The sequence below is a fragment of the Cryobacterium sp. M15 genome, from assembly GCF_002929675.1.
Taxonomy (GTDB): Bacteria; Actinomycetota; Actinomycetes; order Actinomycetales; family Microbacteriaceae; genus Cryobacterium; species Cryobacterium lyxosi.
Window position 1 is genome coordinate 1 of sequence record NZ_PJJW01000020.1, and the last position, 16,822, is coordinate 16,822.

Genomic DNA, 16,822 nt, shown 5'->3' on the forward strand with positions numbered 1-16,822 from the left:
GCCACGGACCAAAACTCTCCGGCAAATCCCGCCAAGGAATCCCGGTTCGATACCGGTAGATGATCCCCTCCACCACGCGGCAATGATCCTGAAAGGGGCGGCCACCCTTCGCCGCAGCAGACGGTATCAACTGCTCAATCAACGACCACTGCGAATCAGTAAGGAAAACGGTGCGAGTCACATCTAAATGCTCTCACAACCAACCCACTGGGTTAGGAGACACGCCCTAGCCGCGTCGGCGGCCACTGAACAGATCCCTTCGAGCGTGNCGCGTCGGCGGCCACTGAACAGATCCCTTCGAGCGTGGTGATGGCTCGATTGACTGCCAAAAACGATGGTTTGACGAGGTCCCCAAGTCCCACCAAACATGAGTACCACAAAGCAGTTCGCCAACTTAGCCGTCTATCTGGTCCAGCGGTTGCCCTGATTGGTCTGGTTGTCTTTCTCCTTCGCCACCCTCGCGGCCGCCGAACGGACGTCCGTGGTCAGCGAACTCTTCCCGGTAGTAGGACATGGCCCATTCGCCTAGTTGCACTCGCGCTCCGGTTCGAAGAATGCGCCCAGCCTCGGCAGGGGTGTTTTCTGTAGGCGTTTTCAGATCGCTACCAACCTCGGCAGGTCCGTAGAGGAAGAGGACATATTCATCGTGCTCGTCATGGCGGATCTCCGCATGGAACGGATTCAGACCTTCTAGGCGCAAGTCCATGTCCAGCCCGGATCCAATTCTCGTTGACGGATCACGCAGCGCGAACTCGGCTGGATCGCTCCCATTCCAATTGTCGGAACCGACAACAAAGATGAGACGAGGACGACCTTGACCGTGCTCGGCATTCGTTGAGCCTATGCGATGGGGCGATTCACCGCTCTCTTCAGAGGTCATACTGTCCCCTTTCCCTTCACCCTGGACACCAGGTTCACTTCGGTTGAGTGGTCGCGGAAAAATGAGCTGTTGCTTCCATAAGCGAAAGGAAAGAAAACCGCTCAAGCCCGTGATCGATCTGTACCGCCTCGAAGAGATTGTGTTTCCTTTCGATGAAACCGAGCAAACTGCGGGCGTCGTGCTCCGGCCAGCGTCGATCGCAGACGCGCCATTGCGATCCGGACATGGGTTGAACTTCGATATCTCTCAAGACGATTGTTTTACGAAGTCTAGATGGTGCCGGCGTCGCGGCTCGTCCAGCACTCCCAAAGAATGCGATTACCACAATGACTTCTCCTTGAACGAATCAGCCGCAGGCGACAGATCTCCGGATCATGTCAAACGGATCAAGTTTCATACGGAAGTGTTCCTGCGTCCTGTGATGAAGCGGAGCAGCCACACGATGATTGCGATGATCAGCAGGACAATTCCCACCCAGAGCAGCCACTGGACGGCTTGGACGAAGCCGCCGACGAACAGCAGAACGATAGCGACGACAGCGACGATAGCGACGAGTGCATTCATGTTAAACACTTTCCAATCGGTCGATTTCTAGCGAGTTCTATATTTCATTCGTAATTAGCAACATGCGCACTGTCAAGGGGTGGCGTTTGCGTCGAGGGTGCGGTACGAAAACCGATAAGTTTGTGCGTTCCGTCACAAAAAGGCTTGATTGTGGAGGCTCCGCACCTGCATAACGCCACGGTTCGGCGCGTGGAAACGGCTTCACCCCCCGGGTCGACGATCTGGAGAACGCCACGCACCAGCAGCGGCCCGTTCGGGCAGGCAACGATGAGCGTCTCCGAGGACTCCATGCCGGTCATCTTCGAACCTCCCGAAGTGAGCGCAACGACTTCCTCAGCCTTCGTGGCGCGCTGGCGGAGTCCCAAAGCCTGCCGTCCCCGTAGCGCACACCGCCACGAAACAGTCGTGCTCCGAGAGCGAGCCAGCTGCAGATGGCACGTTCGGCCAACCAGGCCGGAGCCCATAGGGCGCTGGTGACCGGAAAAACAGTTGCGCCGGCCGCTCGTTGTCGCCCCACTTCGGCTGCGCCACAGGCGAGGAGTGCCATAGCCAGAAGCCGCATTGGCCGACGCGCCGACCATGCTGCGAGGGGGAGGAGCGAGAGCTCGGCGACCAAGCGCTGTGGTTGTGCGAAGTCGTCGTAGGCCTGGCGCACCCGTTGAGAGAGAAACTGACGCGGCCGGGGCGGCCGGCGGGCCACGAACAGGTCGTCGGCACGTAACTCGTGGCAGCCGAGCGCTCTCATGGTGCGGATGAGTTCCAGGTTTTCGAAGAGGACATCGCCGCGATATCCACCCGCTGCGAGCAGCCGTGCCCGATGCAGGGCGAGCGTGCCGGGATAGTCGGAGCCGAAAGCACGGTTGATCAGAGTGCGTGCGGTGTCCCAGCGAGCATGCCAGGGGAGCGGCGCAAAATAGTTCTGCGGACGGACCAGGTCGACATCCCTCAGCGCTGCAACGACCGCGGCGAGTGTCGCTCTGTCATAGCGCACGTCGTCGTCGGCGATCACGACCCAGTCGTGCCGTGCGAGCCGAAGGCCGGTCATCACCCCTCTTACTTTCCCGTTCGCCCCCGGCCACGGCGCAGGCTTGCAGTGTCTGACGAGAGTGCTCCAGGCGCGGGAATGGGCCGCAAAGAGTTCGGCAGGCGAGCCATCGACGACGGTGATGTCGATCCACCGGCCGAGCTGTTCCAGATAGGCGGTGAGCTCTTCCAATTCGCGGTCGTCGAACCACCGCAGCGGGAGTATGTATTCCGCATCGATGCGGTTCATCGACATCATGCGCGGGGGTGATCCGAGTCGACCGGCGGCTCCCGTAACGAGGAGAGTCCCCGGGACCAGGCATCGAGCATGTGCTGTCCTACCCAGCCGTCAACGGCCAGACAGGCACTGGCTCCAAAGAGGATGTCGTCGAGGAGCGCGGGTTCGTCCTCGGCCAGCGCGCCGGCGAGATCCCGTCCTGCGATCTGTTCGTGGACGGCATCCGCTTCCACGTGCACGTCGAAGTACCGAGTCACATCGGTCCCGTATCCGAGACGACGGAAGCCATTGCCGTAGAACCGGTTGGGAATGGAGGACGTCATCTCGAATGCGGCGAGATGACCGACGATTGCGCCTCGCAGCCGCCGATTGAGACCGAACATCGTCATCATGTTGAACGAGGCCAGCGTCACAGCCGGCACACGATCCACGTAAGCTCCGTACCGGTCGTCGAGGCCGAGGGCGCGCATCGTGTCGGCGAAGATCGTCGCATGCATCTGGTCTGGGCGCCCCTGCCCGTACTCGTCGGCCTGAATCTCCACCAACGCTGCCTTCGCCCGCCCGCTCAAACGGGGGATGGCCCAGGAGTGCGGATCCGCCTCTTTCAGGGTGTAAATGGATCGCTGGATGACGAACTCACGAAGTTGTTCGTCGGTGGCCCGTTTGGCGGCGTATCGGGACAGGCTCGGCCCGCCATCCGGGGCGGTCAGGGCGAACAGGGCTGACGCGACCGTTTCCTGGTCGATCCTCGGCGCGGTTGGACAGACGACGCGGGAACGAAGACAGTGTTCGAAGGAGCTTTCGAGTTGGAGCCGGAGGGCAAGCAATGACGGCTGCCATTCCCATTCGGCATCGGCATCGAGGAGGTCGCCGTAATGCAAGCAGTACAAGATGAAGAGGGTCAGCTGCAAATCCTCGTCGCGGGCGAGATCGGCTGTCTCGGCCAGGGCCTCGGCGGTAGCCACCGACAACTCCTCGAGCGTGTTCTGCACCTTCGGTTCAGACGCTTCCAGTAGGCGCATCAGCCGGGTGCTGACCGGACCCCGCGGGTGGATGAACGCGGCCGAGCGCGACCCGCTGACCGTGTCCTTCTCGAGAGTCTTCATGCGCTCAGTGTTGGGCCGGAGACCGATTCCGTCAACGGCTTGTGTTCTCACCGTCATTGGCGTAAGTCAATAACAGGTTCCTTGTGCGGAATCGAGTCCGGTTTCAGTGGAACCCGGAATGGGCGAGCCGGGGGAGGGATGCCATGACGAGGTTGAGACGCAGCGATCCCTCCGCAGCAGGCTTCCACCGGATTCCGTCCGGCCGAGGCTTCAGCTATCGCGGTTCGTCGGGCGAGACGGTTCGCGACGATGAGTTGCGAGCCCGATTCGACGCCCTTGCCATTCCTCCTGCGTGGACCGAAGTGTGGATAGCGCCTTTTCCCAATGGGCACATTCAGGCGACCGGGCTCGATGCGGCCGGCAGGCGTCAGTACATCTACCATCCGTCGTGGCGCGAGCGCCGGGACCCCGGCAAGTTCGGTCGCGCGCTCGCCCTGGCCGAGTCGCTGCCCGCCGCCCGCCGCCAGGTCGCCCGCGCGCTGCGTAAAACCGGAGATCCGCGGGGCGCTCGCTCGCTGCGGCATTTCGGATGCTGGACACCGGATCACTTCGCATCGGAAGCGAGCGGTACACGGAGGCCAACGGCAGTCGCGGACTCTCCACCCTGCTGTGCTCTCACGCGCGGGTGCACCGGGACACCGTGACCCTGTGCTTTCCCGCGAAGAGCGGTCAGCAGTGGGAGAGCGAGATCGTCGATGCCGACCTGGCCAGCTTCGTGCGTGGGCGCCTGCGTCGCGGCCCAAAGAAGCTTCTGCTGTCCTGGAGCCGACAGGGGCAGGAACATGGCGTTACGGCGGCGGACATCAACGCTTTCGTCCGAGAGCGCACCGGCGGAGACTTCACCGCCAAGGATTTCCGCACCCTGCACGGCACTGTCGCGGCGGCACTCAGCCTTGCCTCGAGCGGTCCGGCGAGCAGTCAGCGAATGCGGACCCGCTCGATCGGGCGCGCGATGGAAGACGCCGCGGCTGTCCTCGGCAACACTCCGACGATCGCCCGGAAGAGTTATGTTGATCCCCGTCTCATCGATCACTACCTCGCGGGGGAGACCATAGATCCGGCGAGACTGCGCTCAGCGGAATCGGAACTCCGCGTCCTGCTCATCCACGACCCGCAATAACCCGGCATCAGTAACCCGGCACAAGGAGCAGAGAATGAACGACGGACGCTCGGCCACCGATGAACCACTGCAGGAGCTTCCCCCTGAGCATGGGAAGACAGTCGACGAGCCTGGACGGCAGGGCAAGCGCATCAGCACCTCGCCGCGCACACTGAGCGCCCCGAGCCGGGTCTTCTGACGGAGTGCGAAATGGACGATCGCCGTCCGTTCCGTCTCTTCGAGTGTTCGTCGCAACAGGACATACGCCTTCGACGACTTCGAGTCGGGCTCCAGGAAGTAGCTGCGGTCGAACATGATCGGGTCCACCTGGTCGCTCGGCACGAACTCGACGACCTCGATCTCCCGACTCCGCTCCTCGGGAAGTGAGCTCAGGTCGTCGTCGGTGAGGATGACCGTCCTGTCGCCTTCCTCGTACGCCTTGTCGATGTGGTCGAAATCGACGATCCGCCCGCAGACGTCACAGCGTCGCTGATACCGGATGCGGCCGCGGTCCTTGTCGTGCACCTGGTGCAGGTCGACGTCGTGATCCTCGGTCGCGCTGTACAGCTTGACCGGCACATTCACGAGCCCGAAGGCGATGGAGCCCTTCCAAATCGATCTCATGTCCCCAGTACACACCAGTTCGCGGTCCTCGAACAGAGGACCTTGCTTGTCGATTCAGTCGGAGGTTCCTGCTGGGTAAGGGTCGCGCGCCAGGAGGCGGGCAAGATGGGCCGCGTTCCGAGCGAGCGTGGCGTTGGCGGAACGCACCGGCTCCGGAGTCTCGCCCAGGTCCTTGTAGTCGACGGTCTCCATGGCTCGGCCATTCCAGTAGGTCCCGCCCTGAGCCGGAATCGTAAAACCGACGTCGCCCAGCGCCTGGTAGAGGTCCGCCGTGATCTTGTGAGCGCCATCCTCGTTGCCGACCACCCCCGTCACCGCGACCTTGCCGAACAGGATCGGTCTTCCGTCGTCGTCCGTCATCGACAGTTCTGCGTCCAGACGTTCGAGCACGCCCTGCATGATGCTGGACATGTGCCCGAGCCAGGTGGGAGTGCAGAATGCGACGATGTCGGCGGCGAGAACCCGTGTTCTCAGCTGAGGCCACTCATCGGAGCCGCCCATATCTGCCTCCACACCGGGGCTGATCGTGAAATCGACGAGACGCACGCTCTCCCCTCGCACACCGAGGGAAGCGAACTCGGTGAGTAACTGGGTCCCCATGAGTTCGGTGCTGGAGGGCTCCGGAGAGGCTTTCAGCGTTCCGTTGAGGACGAGGATAGAGAGCTGCAGATCGGTCATGCTCCGGTTCTACGCGAGGATGCGCCTCGATGCCAGGGGTTGACATGGTGGCGACCGGATGCTGCTATCGCGATAGTTGCGGGGAAAGCTCACGCGGCGAATCTGACGAAGGAGGATGCCGGTGCCACGACTCCAACTCGACACTGGAACGGCTTCGAACAAGCAGGTCGTGACCATCGACGGCCATCGTCTCAAGTTGACCAATCTGGACAAGGTCCTCTATCTGGAGACCGGCACGACGAAGGCGGATATCCTGGCCTACTACGCAGCCATCGCAGATCTGCTCATCCCGCACGCTGCGAACCGCCCGGTCACCCGGAAAAGATGGGTGAACGGGGTGGGCACCGCCGACCATCCCGGCCAGGTGTTCTTCCAGAAGGATCTGGACGATTCGACTCCCTCCTGGGTCAAGCGCCGGGCGATTGAACACAAAGATCACACCAATGAGTACCCGCTGGTCAACGACCTGGCGACCCTGATCTGGCTGGGCCAAATCGCGGCCTTGGAAATCCACGTGCCACAGTGGAAATTCGGTCGCACCGGGCAGATCCAAAACCCGGATCGACTCGTCCTGGATCTGGATCCGGGGAAGGGGGTCGAACTGCAGGAGTGCGCCGAAGTCGCCAAATACGCGCGGGCGATCCTGAAGGACATGGGGCTGGATCCGATGCCGGTGACCAGTGGCAGCAAGGGCATCCACCTCTACGCCGCCCTCGACGGCAAACAGACCTCCGATCAGATTTCGGATGTTGCCCACGAACTGGCGCGCGCCCTGGAAGCAGACCACCCGGAGCTCATCGTCAGCGACATGAAGAGAGCGTTGCGCCGCGGCAAAGTGTTCGTGGACTGGAGCCAGAACAACGCCGCCAAGACCACGATCACCCCGTATTCGCTGCGCGGGCGCTCCCGACCCCTGGTGGCGGTTCCGCGGACCTGGCGCGAACTCGCTTCCCCGGATCTCGCACACCTCGACTACGAACAGGTCCTCGCGAGGATGAAGCGGCGCAAGGATCCGCTGGCCGATCTCGCGATCGGGCATCCAGGTACGCGGGAACCCGCCTCTGTACACGGGGGAGATCCGGAAGCCTCTGCGGTGGATCGGCTCGCCCGGTACCGGGCCAAACGCGATGCCGCCAAGACACCTGAGCCGGTTCCGGCGGAAACGACGTCTCGGACCGAAGGCCAGAGTTTCGTGATCCAGGAGCATCACGCCCGGCGCCTGCACTACGATTTTCGCCTCGAGCACGACGGAGTGCTGGTCTCCTGGGCTCTCCCCAAAGGTGTCCCGACGGATGTGAAGAAGAACCACCTCGCCGTGCGGACCGAAGACCACCCGCTGGAATACGGCAGCTTCGAAGGGCGCATCCCCGAAGGGGAGTATGGCGCTGGCGATGTGAAGATCTGGGACACGGGCAGCTATGAGCTGGAGAAATGGCGCGAAGGCGAAGAGATCATTGCTACCCTCCATGGCGAGGAGGGTGGCGGGCTCGGCGGCCAAAAGAAGATCGCGCTCATCCACACGGGGGGCGAGGGGAAAGCTGCCGACAACTGGCTCATCCACCTCATGAAGGACTCACCTTCGCAACCCGCAGGCGCGACGAAGAAACGCGCAGCAACCAGCGCAGCCGCGACCCGGCAGAGCACTGCCCTCCGCGTGGCCGAGCCGCATCCTCGTAAACCCCTGTCTCCCATGCTGGCCACCCTCGGCAGCAAAGAAGACCTCTCTGAAGAAGACGATTGGGCTTTCGAGATGAAATGGGATGGCATCAGGGCGCTGGCTTATCTGGGCGAGGACGGCGACGACATTCATTTACGCACTCGCAATGGCAACGATGTCACCGTCGCCTACCCGGAGATCGCACACCGGCTGCGCGAGAGTACCGGGCGAGGTCACGTTGTTCTCGACGGCGAAATCGTGGCGCTCAACGGTTCATCCCGGCCCGATTTCGGCTTGTTGCAAACCCGTATGGGACTGAGCCGGCCGGCCGATGTGGAGCGTGCTGCGCGCAGGGCACCCGTTCAATACCTGTTCGATCTTCTGGAGCACGACGACAATGTGCTCATCGGAAAGGCGTATGACGAACGGCGGCGGCAATTGATCGAGCTGATTCACGCGAAAGGGCCCGTCCAGGTTCCACCCGCATTCGAAGGAGACTTCGACCAGGCTATGCGCAGCAGTCGCGAACTGCAGCTGGAGGGTGTCATGGCCAAAAAACGAGACAGCAGCTACAGCTCGGGACGACGCTCGAGAGCGTGGATCAAGGTCAAACACCACCGCACCCAGGAAGTCGTTGTTGGCGGATGGCGGCCGGGCAAAGGACGTAGAGCCGGGGGGATCGGTTCACTATTGCTAGGAATCCCCGAGAAGGACGGCCTGCGTTACGTGGGCAGAGTCGGCACCGGATTCGATGATCGCGAACTGGAGGCCATGATGGAGCGCCTCACAAAGATGCGCCGCACTGGCAACCCGTTCACGGACATCCCGCGCGGGGACGCATCCGACGCGTGCTGGGCGAGGGCCACGCTGGTGGGCGAGGTCGAGTTTGCTGAATGGACTTCCACTGGGCGACTGCGTCAACCTTCCTGGCAAGGATGGCGACCGGATAAATCCGCCGACCAGGTGGTCAAAGAAAGCTGACTCGCTTCTTTCGAGAGTCTCGCCACATATCGCGTCCGCGGAAGGGAAGAGGCCCACACCACGACGATGCAGGCCTCCCAGTGAGCATTAGTGCTTGAAGGCGTCTTTGACCTTTTCAGCGGCCTGCTTGACATCGGCTTTCGTCTGATCAGCCTTGCCTCGGCTTCCAGCTCGTCGTCGTCGGTAACCTTACCGACCGCTTCTTTGCCCTTGCCTGCGGCATCTTGTGCCGCATTGTGGATTTTGTCTGCTCCGCTCATGAGTTCCTCCTTAATCAGGCCGTATGGCTCAATCGGCCATCTGGTGCAGTCCGCGTAAATGGATTTTGTCGTCGTCGCTAGCCGGTTGACATTCGCGTCTCGGGGATGATAGCCCGGGGATAAGAACTCCACCTTTCGAACAGGAAGATGCTCATGATTGCTTCATAAGAACTCGGTGACAACCTTCAGGCCAACCCAAACAATCGAGCTGATTGTCGCCGGTCTGGAAGGCACGACGACAACGATCCGCGCTGTACACGACCAGGTCGATGGTGACCTCGCCACCGCCGACATCCTCCACACCTTCCTTGAGGAGCTCGAACAATACTCCTGGATGGTAAGTGCCGAAAATCGCACCCCGACCACAAGCTCACAGGACGCTGCACCGGACGCGCTGAAGAAGACATCCAAACGAAGGCCAAGAACCCCTAGACCTTACGGCCCACAGTTTCAACCCGTTCCCAAAGAAATAATCGAGGCCTACGCTCGCCCACTATCAACTGAATAAACGAGTGGAAGGAAATATCGTGTCTGAGACAAATGCCGAAGGACAGTCTCCCCTGAACGAAGGAACCCTCCCGGACCAGGATCGTGAGAGCCTCATCGACCCCAACCTCGACCCGGACAAGGAAGACAAAGAGACCGAGGAAGAAGAAGAGGAAGAAATAGAAGCCGACGGGCCGGTACGAGAAGACCCGGAACCTCTCGACCATTGAGTGTTCTCACGGCGGCCAGCGGGATGGTTCGTCTACATTCCTACATTCCGGAAGCGATTTTTCCATACCCCTGGCACAGGCCGACGAGGAGGGTGTTCTCCGTCGGGAGGGTGGATAATTCATGTCAGAAATGAGCCGTAATGCCCCAAGGCATGACGAAGACAATCCGGTAACGAAGTATCGGACAGAAGGGTTTCCCGAGCAGCAGCAAGACCAGCCCGGACTTACCCGAGCGATGGTTCCGCGGCCCGACCACGGGGAAAACACCTACATTGGTTCCGGGCGGCTCGCCGGGCGGGTGGCGCTCATCACTGGAGGAGATTCGGGCATCGGGCGTGCGGTCGCTCTTGCCTATGCTCGTGAAGGCGCTGACGTCGCCATCGCCTACCTGCCAGAAGAGCAGGCCGATGCCGACGAGACAAGCGAACTCGTCCGCAGCACAGACAGGCAAGCACTCTTACTGCCCGGGGATCTTCGCAATGAGGACTTCAGCCGAAGCCTTCCCGCAGCCGTCATTGAGAAGTTGGGCGGCCTCGACATCCTGGTACTCAACGCCGCATACCAGCAGAACAGGGACGGACTGGAAAACCTCACCACCGACGAATTCACCCGAGTCATGGAAACCAACCTGTACTCCACGCTATGGATCACCAGCGCGGCATTACCGCACCTGCACCCCGGTGCGTCAATTATCACAACCTCCTCGATTCAAGCATTCAACCCCTCGCCGAACCTGATCGACTATGCGATGACGAAAGCAGCCCTCGTCGCCTTCACCAAAGCATTGGCACTGCAAGTTGGACGCAGAGGAATTCGAGTGAACGCGGTGGCGCCCGGTCCTATCTGGACCCCTTTGATCCCGGCCACGGCCTGGCCGAGCAAACTGCCCACCTTCGGGCAAGACACGCCTCTGGGACGTGCAGGGCAGCCCGCAGAACTCGCGCACGCTTACGTGTACCTTGCCTCATCGGACGCATCCTATGTATCCAGGGCGGTCCTTCCCGTCACGGGAGGCAAAGGTCTCTAACCAGATTCAGAGAAAGGAATACTGAAATGCCAGGCGCAAAGAACTCCCGTCTCAAAGATCCAGAACTCTACGAAGAACTTCGAGACGACGGAGCCTCCAAGGAAAAAGCAGCACGCATTTCCAACGCCGCTGCAAAGAAGGGCCGCTCCACCATCAGCCGCAAAGGCGGGGAGTCTGGTTCCTATGAGGACTGGACAGTGGCCGACCTGCACAAAAAGGCGAAAGAACTCGGCTTTTCCGGTTACTCGCGTCAGAAGAAAGCAGACCTGATCGAGAGTATTCGAAACCACTAGCACGGCGGCTTGCAATGCTTGACCCGGCCCAAAGCCCACGAGCCGAGGACGGCCGCGAGGAAACTCCTGATGAGCAGTTCGATCGAAACTGGGAAGAGATTCTCCAAGAATTGCGAGTCACCCAGACGGGAACCCAGATCATCAGTGGCTTCCTACTGACTCTTGCGTTTCAGCAACGATTTAAGGAACTCACCAGCTTCCAGATCATCGTATATCTTGTGTTGGTCCTTCTTGCTGCTGCGGCGACCGCTATCGGACTCGCACCGGTGAGCTTGCATCGAACGCTGTTTCGTCGTCACGAGAAAAAGCGGATGGTTGCGATAGGGAACCGTCTCCTCAAAATAACCCTGGTCGTCGTTGCGCTACTCACCGGGGGTGTCGTAATGTTCATCTTCGACGTCGTAGGGGGGATCCTCACAGGTATCGTGGCAGGCGCTGCGGTATTCGTGTTACTCGCCCTCGTTCTTGTCGTGCTGCCTTGGTCTGCCCGACGCCCAATTACAACCTAGGCACCGCAATTACCCACCCGTCATAAGTGAAATCTGTCAGCCACCTGAAGGCTGTTTGTTTGCATAGTGCATAGTTGCTCAAAAATCAAGCACCCCCCAAAAAGGGGTGAGGGCGAGTATGTTCCGAGAAGGGCGAGAAACGGTTTTTTACGATCGCCACTCATAGGACGGACGGTTTCGCTCTATGAGGCAAACTGAATTCAAGAGCCATGGTGAGCCTGACAATGTCGTTGGGATCCCCTATATCTGGCGGGAGAAATCTCATGAAAAGAGCTTTGCGAGAGGTCGACCCCCTCGGCCGAGATTCGAGGCCGTCAAAGCCGCAGTTGGCTGTTCGATCGATCGCGGCAGAGTCGGACGAGGTCCTCCGCACGTGGCTGAGCGAAGTGAGTGGCACCCTTCACGCCCGCAAGGAAGCCGTGCCACGCTATCGACGCTCAACCTGAGGTCGAGAAATCAAAGTATACAAACGAGCGGCAGCAGAACACTTGACCTATAAAAAGGGGGCCTCATAGTGGAGGCATTCTTCGGAGACGACGATTCGATCATCTCCAATCGCGGAAGACGACTGAGCCCGCCCAGTCGACCCCTCGGCGCGCCCCCAACGGCCAAACGGGGTGAACTGCTCATCTACCGCCCACGCGCGGAAACAGAAACCGCGACCCGCACGACCGACGTTCCGGCGCCGGAATCGACAACTGCACCGGACAAGAAGATCGTCGTCGTATACGGTGGCCGCAATTTCGTTGCCACCCCGGACATGGTCGCCTGTTTTCTACGGCACGCACGACGCATTGTCACAAGCCATGAATCGGGGCTGGCCGTGCTGTTACATTCGGGAGGCGTGGAACTGCTATTCATCGCAGACACGATCCCATTCACCGTGGGTGACATGTGGGATCATCGTCCCGGCGGTCACCAAATTGATGACACCGGGCTTGTCCGCCGTTTGCTTTAAGTCTCTGGAATGGGTCTGCTCATGCTTGCGATCGCACCGGTTGTCACAGGGATGGCTTTACCGCAAATCGGTGGGAAACCCGGAATCGGGAATCGTTCCTGTTCCAGCTCTGGTACCCCTTGCATTGAGTGCCGGCACATGATCGGGTTAACTATGGGAACCTTCTGCGTGACACATCCCACAGGGTATGTGTTGTTACGGTGAGATGGCGTTGCCCTCTCTGTCAACCTTGTTTGAGGCACCGGGATCGTCCCGAATAGTGTCGTAGAAGGCGGGGAAGGAGTTTCCTTGACGAACGCAGTAATGACAGGACCCAGCTCGAGCGGGCAGGCTGTAGGGATGGAAGATGTTCCCGATCCCCAAGTTCCCGAGCGTGCACGGCGGCGGACGTACACAGCCAAGTACAAACGCGACATTCTGACCGAGTATGACCGCCTCGATCGGCAGGGCCGCGGCGCGCTGCTCCGACGAGAAAAGCTGTATACCTCCTTGGTCAGCTCGTGGCGTGACCAGCGAGATAAAGGAGTGCTGGTCGCGCTGGCACGGCCGGCAGGAGCGCCACCTGCCAGCATCGCGGAGAAGGACGCGGCCCGGCTGCTGAAAGAGAATCTTCGTCTGTCGGGTGAGCTGGATACGGCGAGGCAGGTGATCGCTATCCAGGGAAAACTCTCGGCTCTGTTGGATCAACTCTCGACCAACAGCAGCGCGACGAACACCGAGAAATAATCGACGCCACCATCACCGCCCTCGTCCCCCTCGTCGGCACCAGAGACGCATGCCGAGCCGTGGGACGATCCCGGGCCACGCACTACCGGCAGCACCCCCGCGCACCGCGGCCGCCCTCATCCCCGCGGCCCCGGCCCGAGCCGATGAAGCAGCCTCGGGCGCTGACCGAGCCGGAGCGCAACGTCGTTCTGGAGGTCCTGCGGTTGAGCCGGTTCGTGGACAAAGCGCCGGCGGAGATCCAAGCGATCCTCCTCGACGAGGGCACCTACCTCTGCTCGGTGGCGACGATGTATCGCCTCCTCCGCGCCCACGGCGAGACCGGGGAGCGTCGCGCTCAGGCCGAGCACGCGTCAAGCCCGAACTCATCGCCACCGGACCCAACATGACCTGGAGCTGGGATATATCCAAGCTCAAGGGACCGGCCAAATGGTCGTACTTCCACCTGTATACGATCATCGACATTTACTCGCGGTACGTCGTCGGCTGGATGGTCGCGACCCGGGAATCTCACCAACTCGCCGAGCGGCTCCTGTTCGACACCATCGAGAAGCAAAACATTCGTCGAGACCAGCTGACAATCCACTCCGACAACGGCTCCTCGATGGCGTCGAAACCCGTCGCGTTCCTGCTCGCCGACCTGGGCGTGACCAAGTCACACTCCCGCCCACATACGAGTAACGACAATCCATTTTCGGAGTCGCATTTCAAGATTTTGAAGTATCGGCCCGAGTTCCCCGACCGGTTCTACAGCCTCGCCGAAGCACGCTCATTCTGCACCGAATTCTACGACTGGTACAACGGCGAGCATCGTCATTCGGGCATTGGAATGCATACCCCGTTCAACGTGCACCACGGCCGCGCACCCGCTATCCAGCACGCCCGCGCCCGCGTCCTCACGACCGCATATGCCGAGCATCCTGAGCGCTTTGTGCGGCAGCACCCGCAGCCACCAACGTTCCCGACGACGACCTGGATCAACGAACCCAAGAAGGAAGAAACGAACTCAATGACCGGCTAAAGAAACTGACTCATAAAGGTTGACATCTTCCGTTGTGATGGATGACTTCCAAGGAATGGCACTGGATCAGTGTTAACGCCGACCCAAAATAGGGCCAGTATCGCCGATTGAAAATAGGGCCACCAACCACTATGGAGGGAAAACAAGAACCCCACCACCATCTCGGCACGATGCCGGAACGCCGCGGCACCCAGGTTCTCACAAACTCTTCTCAGAACAGTATTCTTGCATCATCCGGCAAAGACGGATTCCGAGAACTGAAACGGTGCCTCATGCTCATCGGCTACGCCCGCGTCTCCACGACCGACCAACACCTTGACCTGCAACAAGACGCCCTGACCGCCGCAGGCTGCGAAAAGATCTTCAGCGACGTCATCAGCGGCGCGAAGGCCTCCCGTCCGGGGCTGGATAAGGCCCTCGAACAACTCCGCGATGGGGACACCCTCGTCGTCTGGAAACTCGACAGACTCGGGCGCAGCGTGAAGAACCTGATCGCGTTCACCGACCAACTCCAAGCCGCAGGGGTCGGATTCCGGTCCCTCACCGACCAGATCGACACCACCACCCCGGCCGGCCGGTTCTTCTTCCACGTCATGGCATCCCTCGCCCAGATGGAACGAGAACTCACCATCGAGCGGACCCGAGCCGGACTTGAAGCCGCACGCAAGAACGGGCGTCAACCCGGCCGGAAACGTCTCATGACCGACCGCAAAATCATGGCCGCCAAGCAATTGCTCGCCCAAGGCACCTCCGCGGCCGACGTCGCCCACAACGTCGGCGTTTCAATCCCGACTCTTTACCGATGGATCCCCGCCACTGACCGCTGAACGGAAAAGGGAGCTTGAACTACGCTAACCAGCCACCAAAAATCGGCTTAGCGTAGTTCAAGCTCCGAATTCTCAAACGCTCCCATTCGGCTTCCGGGGCGTCGTCGTCGGCCTGTGGGGTGTGAGGAAGCGCGAGGTACTGTTCCGGGGTCAGCCCACCGCGGCCGCCCGACTGGAAGACGTGTCGCTCACCCACCCGCACCACGGGCCAACGGGATTGGTCATTGACTAGGAACACGGGCGCGCCGGGCGCGAGGTAGGTTCCGAGAAAGTGGGCGTACGCCTCGGGAAGGTCGAGCCATTTAGTGCGGAAGTAGGTCATCCGCGAGGTCATGAGTTCGTCTTGAGCCGAGTCGTGCATTTGGTGCAACCCGACGTCCGGGTTCGCCGTCAGCAGTCCCGGCGCAACTCGCCGCCCGAAGTCGAGAGCCTGGTCCGGCCGCTGGGGATCACCGAGTCGATGCACGGGGATGAGTACGGTCTGCGGCAGCCACGGCACCTGCAGTGCGGCGGCCAAGTGGGTCAGCGCACCGTTGCTTGCTCCTATGAACACGGCTGGGTATTGACGGTGTGGGTACGCGTCAGCGAACCTCGCCGCGACTGCGGCGAGGTTGACACGTCCAAGGTCATCAGGATTGATGCCCTCGGCGCCGCCAATGCGTGTGTAGATCTGGCGGAGGATCGGCCACGGCAACTGGCCGGCCGCCCGAACGCCGACACCCTTGATAGTCGAGCTACCGAGATTGGGGAAGGCACGCTGTTCGAGCGCCGCCACCGTCGCCGCGTGCAGGACGCTCGCGGAGTCGAATGACGCGACAACCCTATTGGGATCAAGGGTCGTTTCAGTCATCGTGTGAGGTCCTCAATGATCTTCGCGAAGCCCGACTCGTCGCCAACCGGCCACGAGTACGATGCACCGTTCATCTGCAGGAAGCGCCCGCCGGCGAGTCGCGCGAGTTCGGCCGCCCACTGCGCGGAGCCCAGCCGGTCATGCTCGGAATGGATGATCGTGACGTGGGAACGGACCTGCGGAAGAATCTCCTCGAGCGGAAGGGCGGCGATTGCAGAGTTCCATCCGCGTACGATCCGCCACAGACCCGCGTGCGCCCAATCGGGTATCGAAGCGAGAAATCCCGGTTCCTCGTCACCGCCTCCGCCGTCCCCATCCTTCGGCGCAGCCCACGCCCTCAGCAGGGTGAGCTGGTCGCGGTTGCAAGGATCGACGGTGGGGCTGACGAGAAGAAGACTCCGCACAAGATCGCTCTGAGCCGCTGCGATTCGCAAAGCGTCAGCGGCAGGCTTAGCGTAGCTGCGCACCGCCAACCCAGGCACGATCACGATACGGGTTGGTCTGGGCATGCTTCCGTTCTACAGGTCTTGCCATGGTTGACCCAATCAGGTGGAGTGGATGGGCTCGCCGGAGACGGTGGCCGAACGGTCTCCAACGATTTCGCGGGGAGCGGCGATCGCCCTCCGCCTGCTGGCCCCCGCCGCGATCTCGATCGCCCTTCTCGCGCCGGCAGTACTGCAACGGCGGGGTGGATGAGCACTAGCGTTCTAGAGGCCCTTGCCGCCGGTGACCGGCAGGACCGCGCCGGAGATGTACGATCCCTCGTCGGAGGCGAGCAGCACGTAGGC

Annotated in this window: 19 protein-coding genes and 4 pseudogenes; 10 read left to right on the top strand and 13 right to left on the bottom strand. The window is 61.1% G+C overall.

From position 1 onward, the window contains the following. The 7 genes from CXY83_RS00515 to CXY83_RS00535 all read right to left on the bottom strand — a co-directional run. The coding region (locus CXY83_RS00515) for a transposase (protein WP_146069787.1) at positions 1–181 on the bottom strand (181 nt) is incomplete at its 3' end. A gap of 213 nt (positions 182–394) precedes the next feature. Further along, the gene (locus CXY83_RS17250) at positions 395–880 is read right to left on the bottom strand and encodes a hypothetical protein (protein WP_146069788.1); all 486 of its coding nucleotides are present in this window, start codon (positions 878–880) and stop codon (positions 395–397) included. 34 nt (positions 881–914) lie between these two features. Further along, the gene (locus CXY83_RS17255) at positions 915–1,205 is read right to left on the bottom strand and encodes a hypothetical protein (RefSeq protein ID WP_146069789.1); all 291 of its coding nucleotides are present in this window, start codon (positions 1,203–1,205) and stop codon (positions 915–917) included. A 68-nt stretch (positions 1,206–1,273) separates the two neighbouring features. After that, a complete protein-coding gene (locus CXY83_RS17750; RefSeq protein WP_199184839.1) occupies positions 1,274–1,444 on the bottom strand; it encodes a hypothetical protein in 171 nt (56 codons plus the stop codon). Positions 1,445–1,488: 44 nt separating this feature from the next. After that, positions 1,489–1,743: a CDGSH iron-sulfur domain-containing protein gene (locus CXY83_RS00525; RefSeq protein WP_369831109.1), complete on the bottom strand. Its 255-nt coding sequence runs from the start codon at positions 1,741–1,743 to the stop codon at positions 1,489–1,491. Beyond that, a complete protein-coding gene (locus tag CXY83_RS00530; RefSeq protein WP_233200490.1) occupies positions 1,740–2,726 on the bottom strand; it encodes a glycosyltransferase in 987 nt (328 codons plus the stop codon). Before CXY83_RS00530 ends, CXY83_RS00525 begins: the two co-directional genes overlap by 4 nt. Next, positions 2,723–3,811, bottom strand: a complete 1,089-nt coding sequence (locus CXY83_RS00535) for an iron-containing redox enzyme family protein (protein WP_233200491.1) — start codon at positions 3,809–3,811, stop codon at positions 2,723–2,725. Before CXY83_RS00535 ends, CXY83_RS00530 begins: the two co-directional genes overlap by 4 nt. A 143-nt stretch (positions 3,812–3,954) precedes the next feature. Here CXY83_RS00535 and CXY83_RS00540 point away from each other — a divergent pair. Beyond that, positions 3,955–4,931 (top strand): annotated as a pseudogene (locus tag CXY83_RS00540) (DNA topoisomerase IB). A 129-nt stretch (positions 4,932–5,060) separates the two neighbouring features. Here CXY83_RS00540 and CXY83_RS00545 read toward each other — a convergent pair. Next, positions 5,061–5,534: pseudogene (locus CXY83_RS00545) on the bottom strand (Ku protein); the annotation flags it as partial. Between the two features lie 54 nt (positions 5,535–5,588). After that, positions 5,589–6,212 carry a flavodoxin family protein gene (locus CXY83_RS00550; RefSeq protein ID WP_104195488.1) on the bottom strand — a complete coding sequence of 208 codons (624 nt, stop codon included), beginning with the start codon at positions 6,210–6,212 and terminating at the stop codon, positions 5,589–5,591. A 121-nt stretch (positions 6,213–6,333) separates the two neighbouring features. Here CXY83_RS00550 and CXY83_RS00555 point away from each other — a divergent pair, with 121 nt between their 5' ends. Continuing rightward, positions 6,334–8,850 carry an ATP-dependent DNA ligase gene (locus CXY83_RS00555; protein ID WP_233200492.1) on the top strand — a complete coding sequence of 839 codons (2,517 nt, stop codon included), beginning with the start codon at positions 6,334–6,336 and terminating at the stop codon, positions 8,848–8,850. Positions 8,851–8,937: 87 nt separating this feature from the next. On the opposite strand, the pseudogene CXY83_RS00560 reads toward CXY83_RS00555, so the two are convergent. Both CXY83_RS00560 and CXY83_RS17515 read right to left on the bottom strand, forming a co-directional pair. Beyond that, a pseudogene (locus CXY83_RS00560) lies at positions 8,938–9,110 on the bottom strand (CsbD family protein). A 151-nt stretch (positions 9,111–9,261) separates the two neighbouring features. Continuing rightward, on the bottom strand, positions 9,262–9,435 hold the full coding sequence (locus tag CXY83_RS17515) for a hypothetical protein (protein WP_158251777.1): 174 nt from the start codon (positions 9,433–9,435) through the stop codon (positions 9,262–9,264). A gap of 202 nt (positions 9,436–9,637) precedes the next feature. Here CXY83_RS17515 and CXY83_RS17260 point away from each other — a divergent pair, with 202 nt between their 5' ends. The 7 genes and pseudogenes from CXY83_RS17260 (at position 9,638) to CXY83_RS00600 (ending at position 15,184) form a co-directional block, all read left to right on the top strand. Then, positions 9,638–9,826: a hypothetical protein gene (locus CXY83_RS17260; RefSeq protein ID WP_146069790.1), complete on the top strand. Its 189-nt coding sequence runs from the start codon at positions 9,638–9,640 to the stop codon at positions 9,824–9,826. Between the two features lie 130 nt (positions 9,827–9,956). Beyond that, on the top strand, positions 9,957–10,853 hold the full coding sequence (locus CXY83_RS00570) for an SDR family oxidoreductase (RefSeq protein WP_104195491.1): 897 nt from the start codon (positions 9,957–9,959) through the stop codon (positions 10,851–10,853). Positions 10,854–10,879: 26 nt separating this feature from the next. Then, positions 10,880–11,146 (top strand): Rho termination factor N-terminal domain-containing protein, encoded by a 267-nt coding sequence (locus CXY83_RS00575; protein WP_104195492.1) that lies wholly within the window; start codon positions 10,880–10,882, stop codon positions 11,144–11,146. A gap of 14 nt (positions 11,147–11,160) precedes the next feature. After that, entirely contained in the window at positions 11,161–11,655 is a 495-nt protein-coding gene (locus CXY83_RS00580; protein WP_104131341.1) for a DUF6328 family protein, read from the top strand. A 514-nt stretch (positions 11,656–12,169) separates the two neighbouring features. After that, positions 12,170–12,613: a hypothetical protein gene (locus CXY83_RS00585; protein ID WP_104131340.1), complete on the top strand. Its 444-nt coding sequence runs from the start codon at positions 12,170–12,172 to the stop codon at positions 12,611–12,613. Positions 12,614–12,916: 303 nt separating this feature from the next. After that, positions 12,917–14,357: pseudogene (locus CXY83_RS00595) on the top strand (IS3 family transposase). Between the two features lie 272 nt (positions 14,358–14,629). Beyond that, complete coding sequence (locus CXY83_RS00600) at positions 14,630–15,184, top strand: recombinase family protein (RefSeq protein WP_104195499.1); 555 nt, start codon at positions 14,630–14,632, stop codon at positions 15,182–15,184. Positions 15,185–15,203: 19 nt separating this feature from the next. On the opposite strand, the gene CXY83_RS00605 is transcribed toward CXY83_RS00600, so the two are convergent. Together CXY83_RS00605 and CXY83_RS00610 are read right to left on the bottom strand one after the other, a co-directional pair. After that, positions 15,204–16,034: a hypothetical protein gene (locus CXY83_RS00605; RefSeq protein WP_104195494.1), complete on the bottom strand. Its 831-nt coding sequence runs from the start codon at positions 16,032–16,034 to the stop codon at positions 15,204–15,206. Further along, on the bottom strand, positions 16,031–16,543 hold the full coding sequence (locus CXY83_RS00610; protein ID WP_146069792.1) for a hypothetical protein: 513 nt from the start codon (positions 16,541–16,543) through the stop codon (positions 16,031–16,033). Before CXY83_RS00610 ends, CXY83_RS00605 begins: the two co-directional genes overlap by 4 nt. 49 nt (positions 16,544–16,592) lie before the next feature. Between CXY83_RS00610 and CXY83_RS17520 the strand changes: the two genes are divergently transcribed. Continuing rightward, positions 16,593–16,730 (top strand): hypothetical protein, encoded by a 138-nt coding sequence (locus CXY83_RS17520; protein ID WP_158251778.1) that lies wholly within the window; start codon positions 16,593–16,595, stop codon positions 16,728–16,730. Positions 16,731–16,822: the final 92 nt, after the last annotated feature.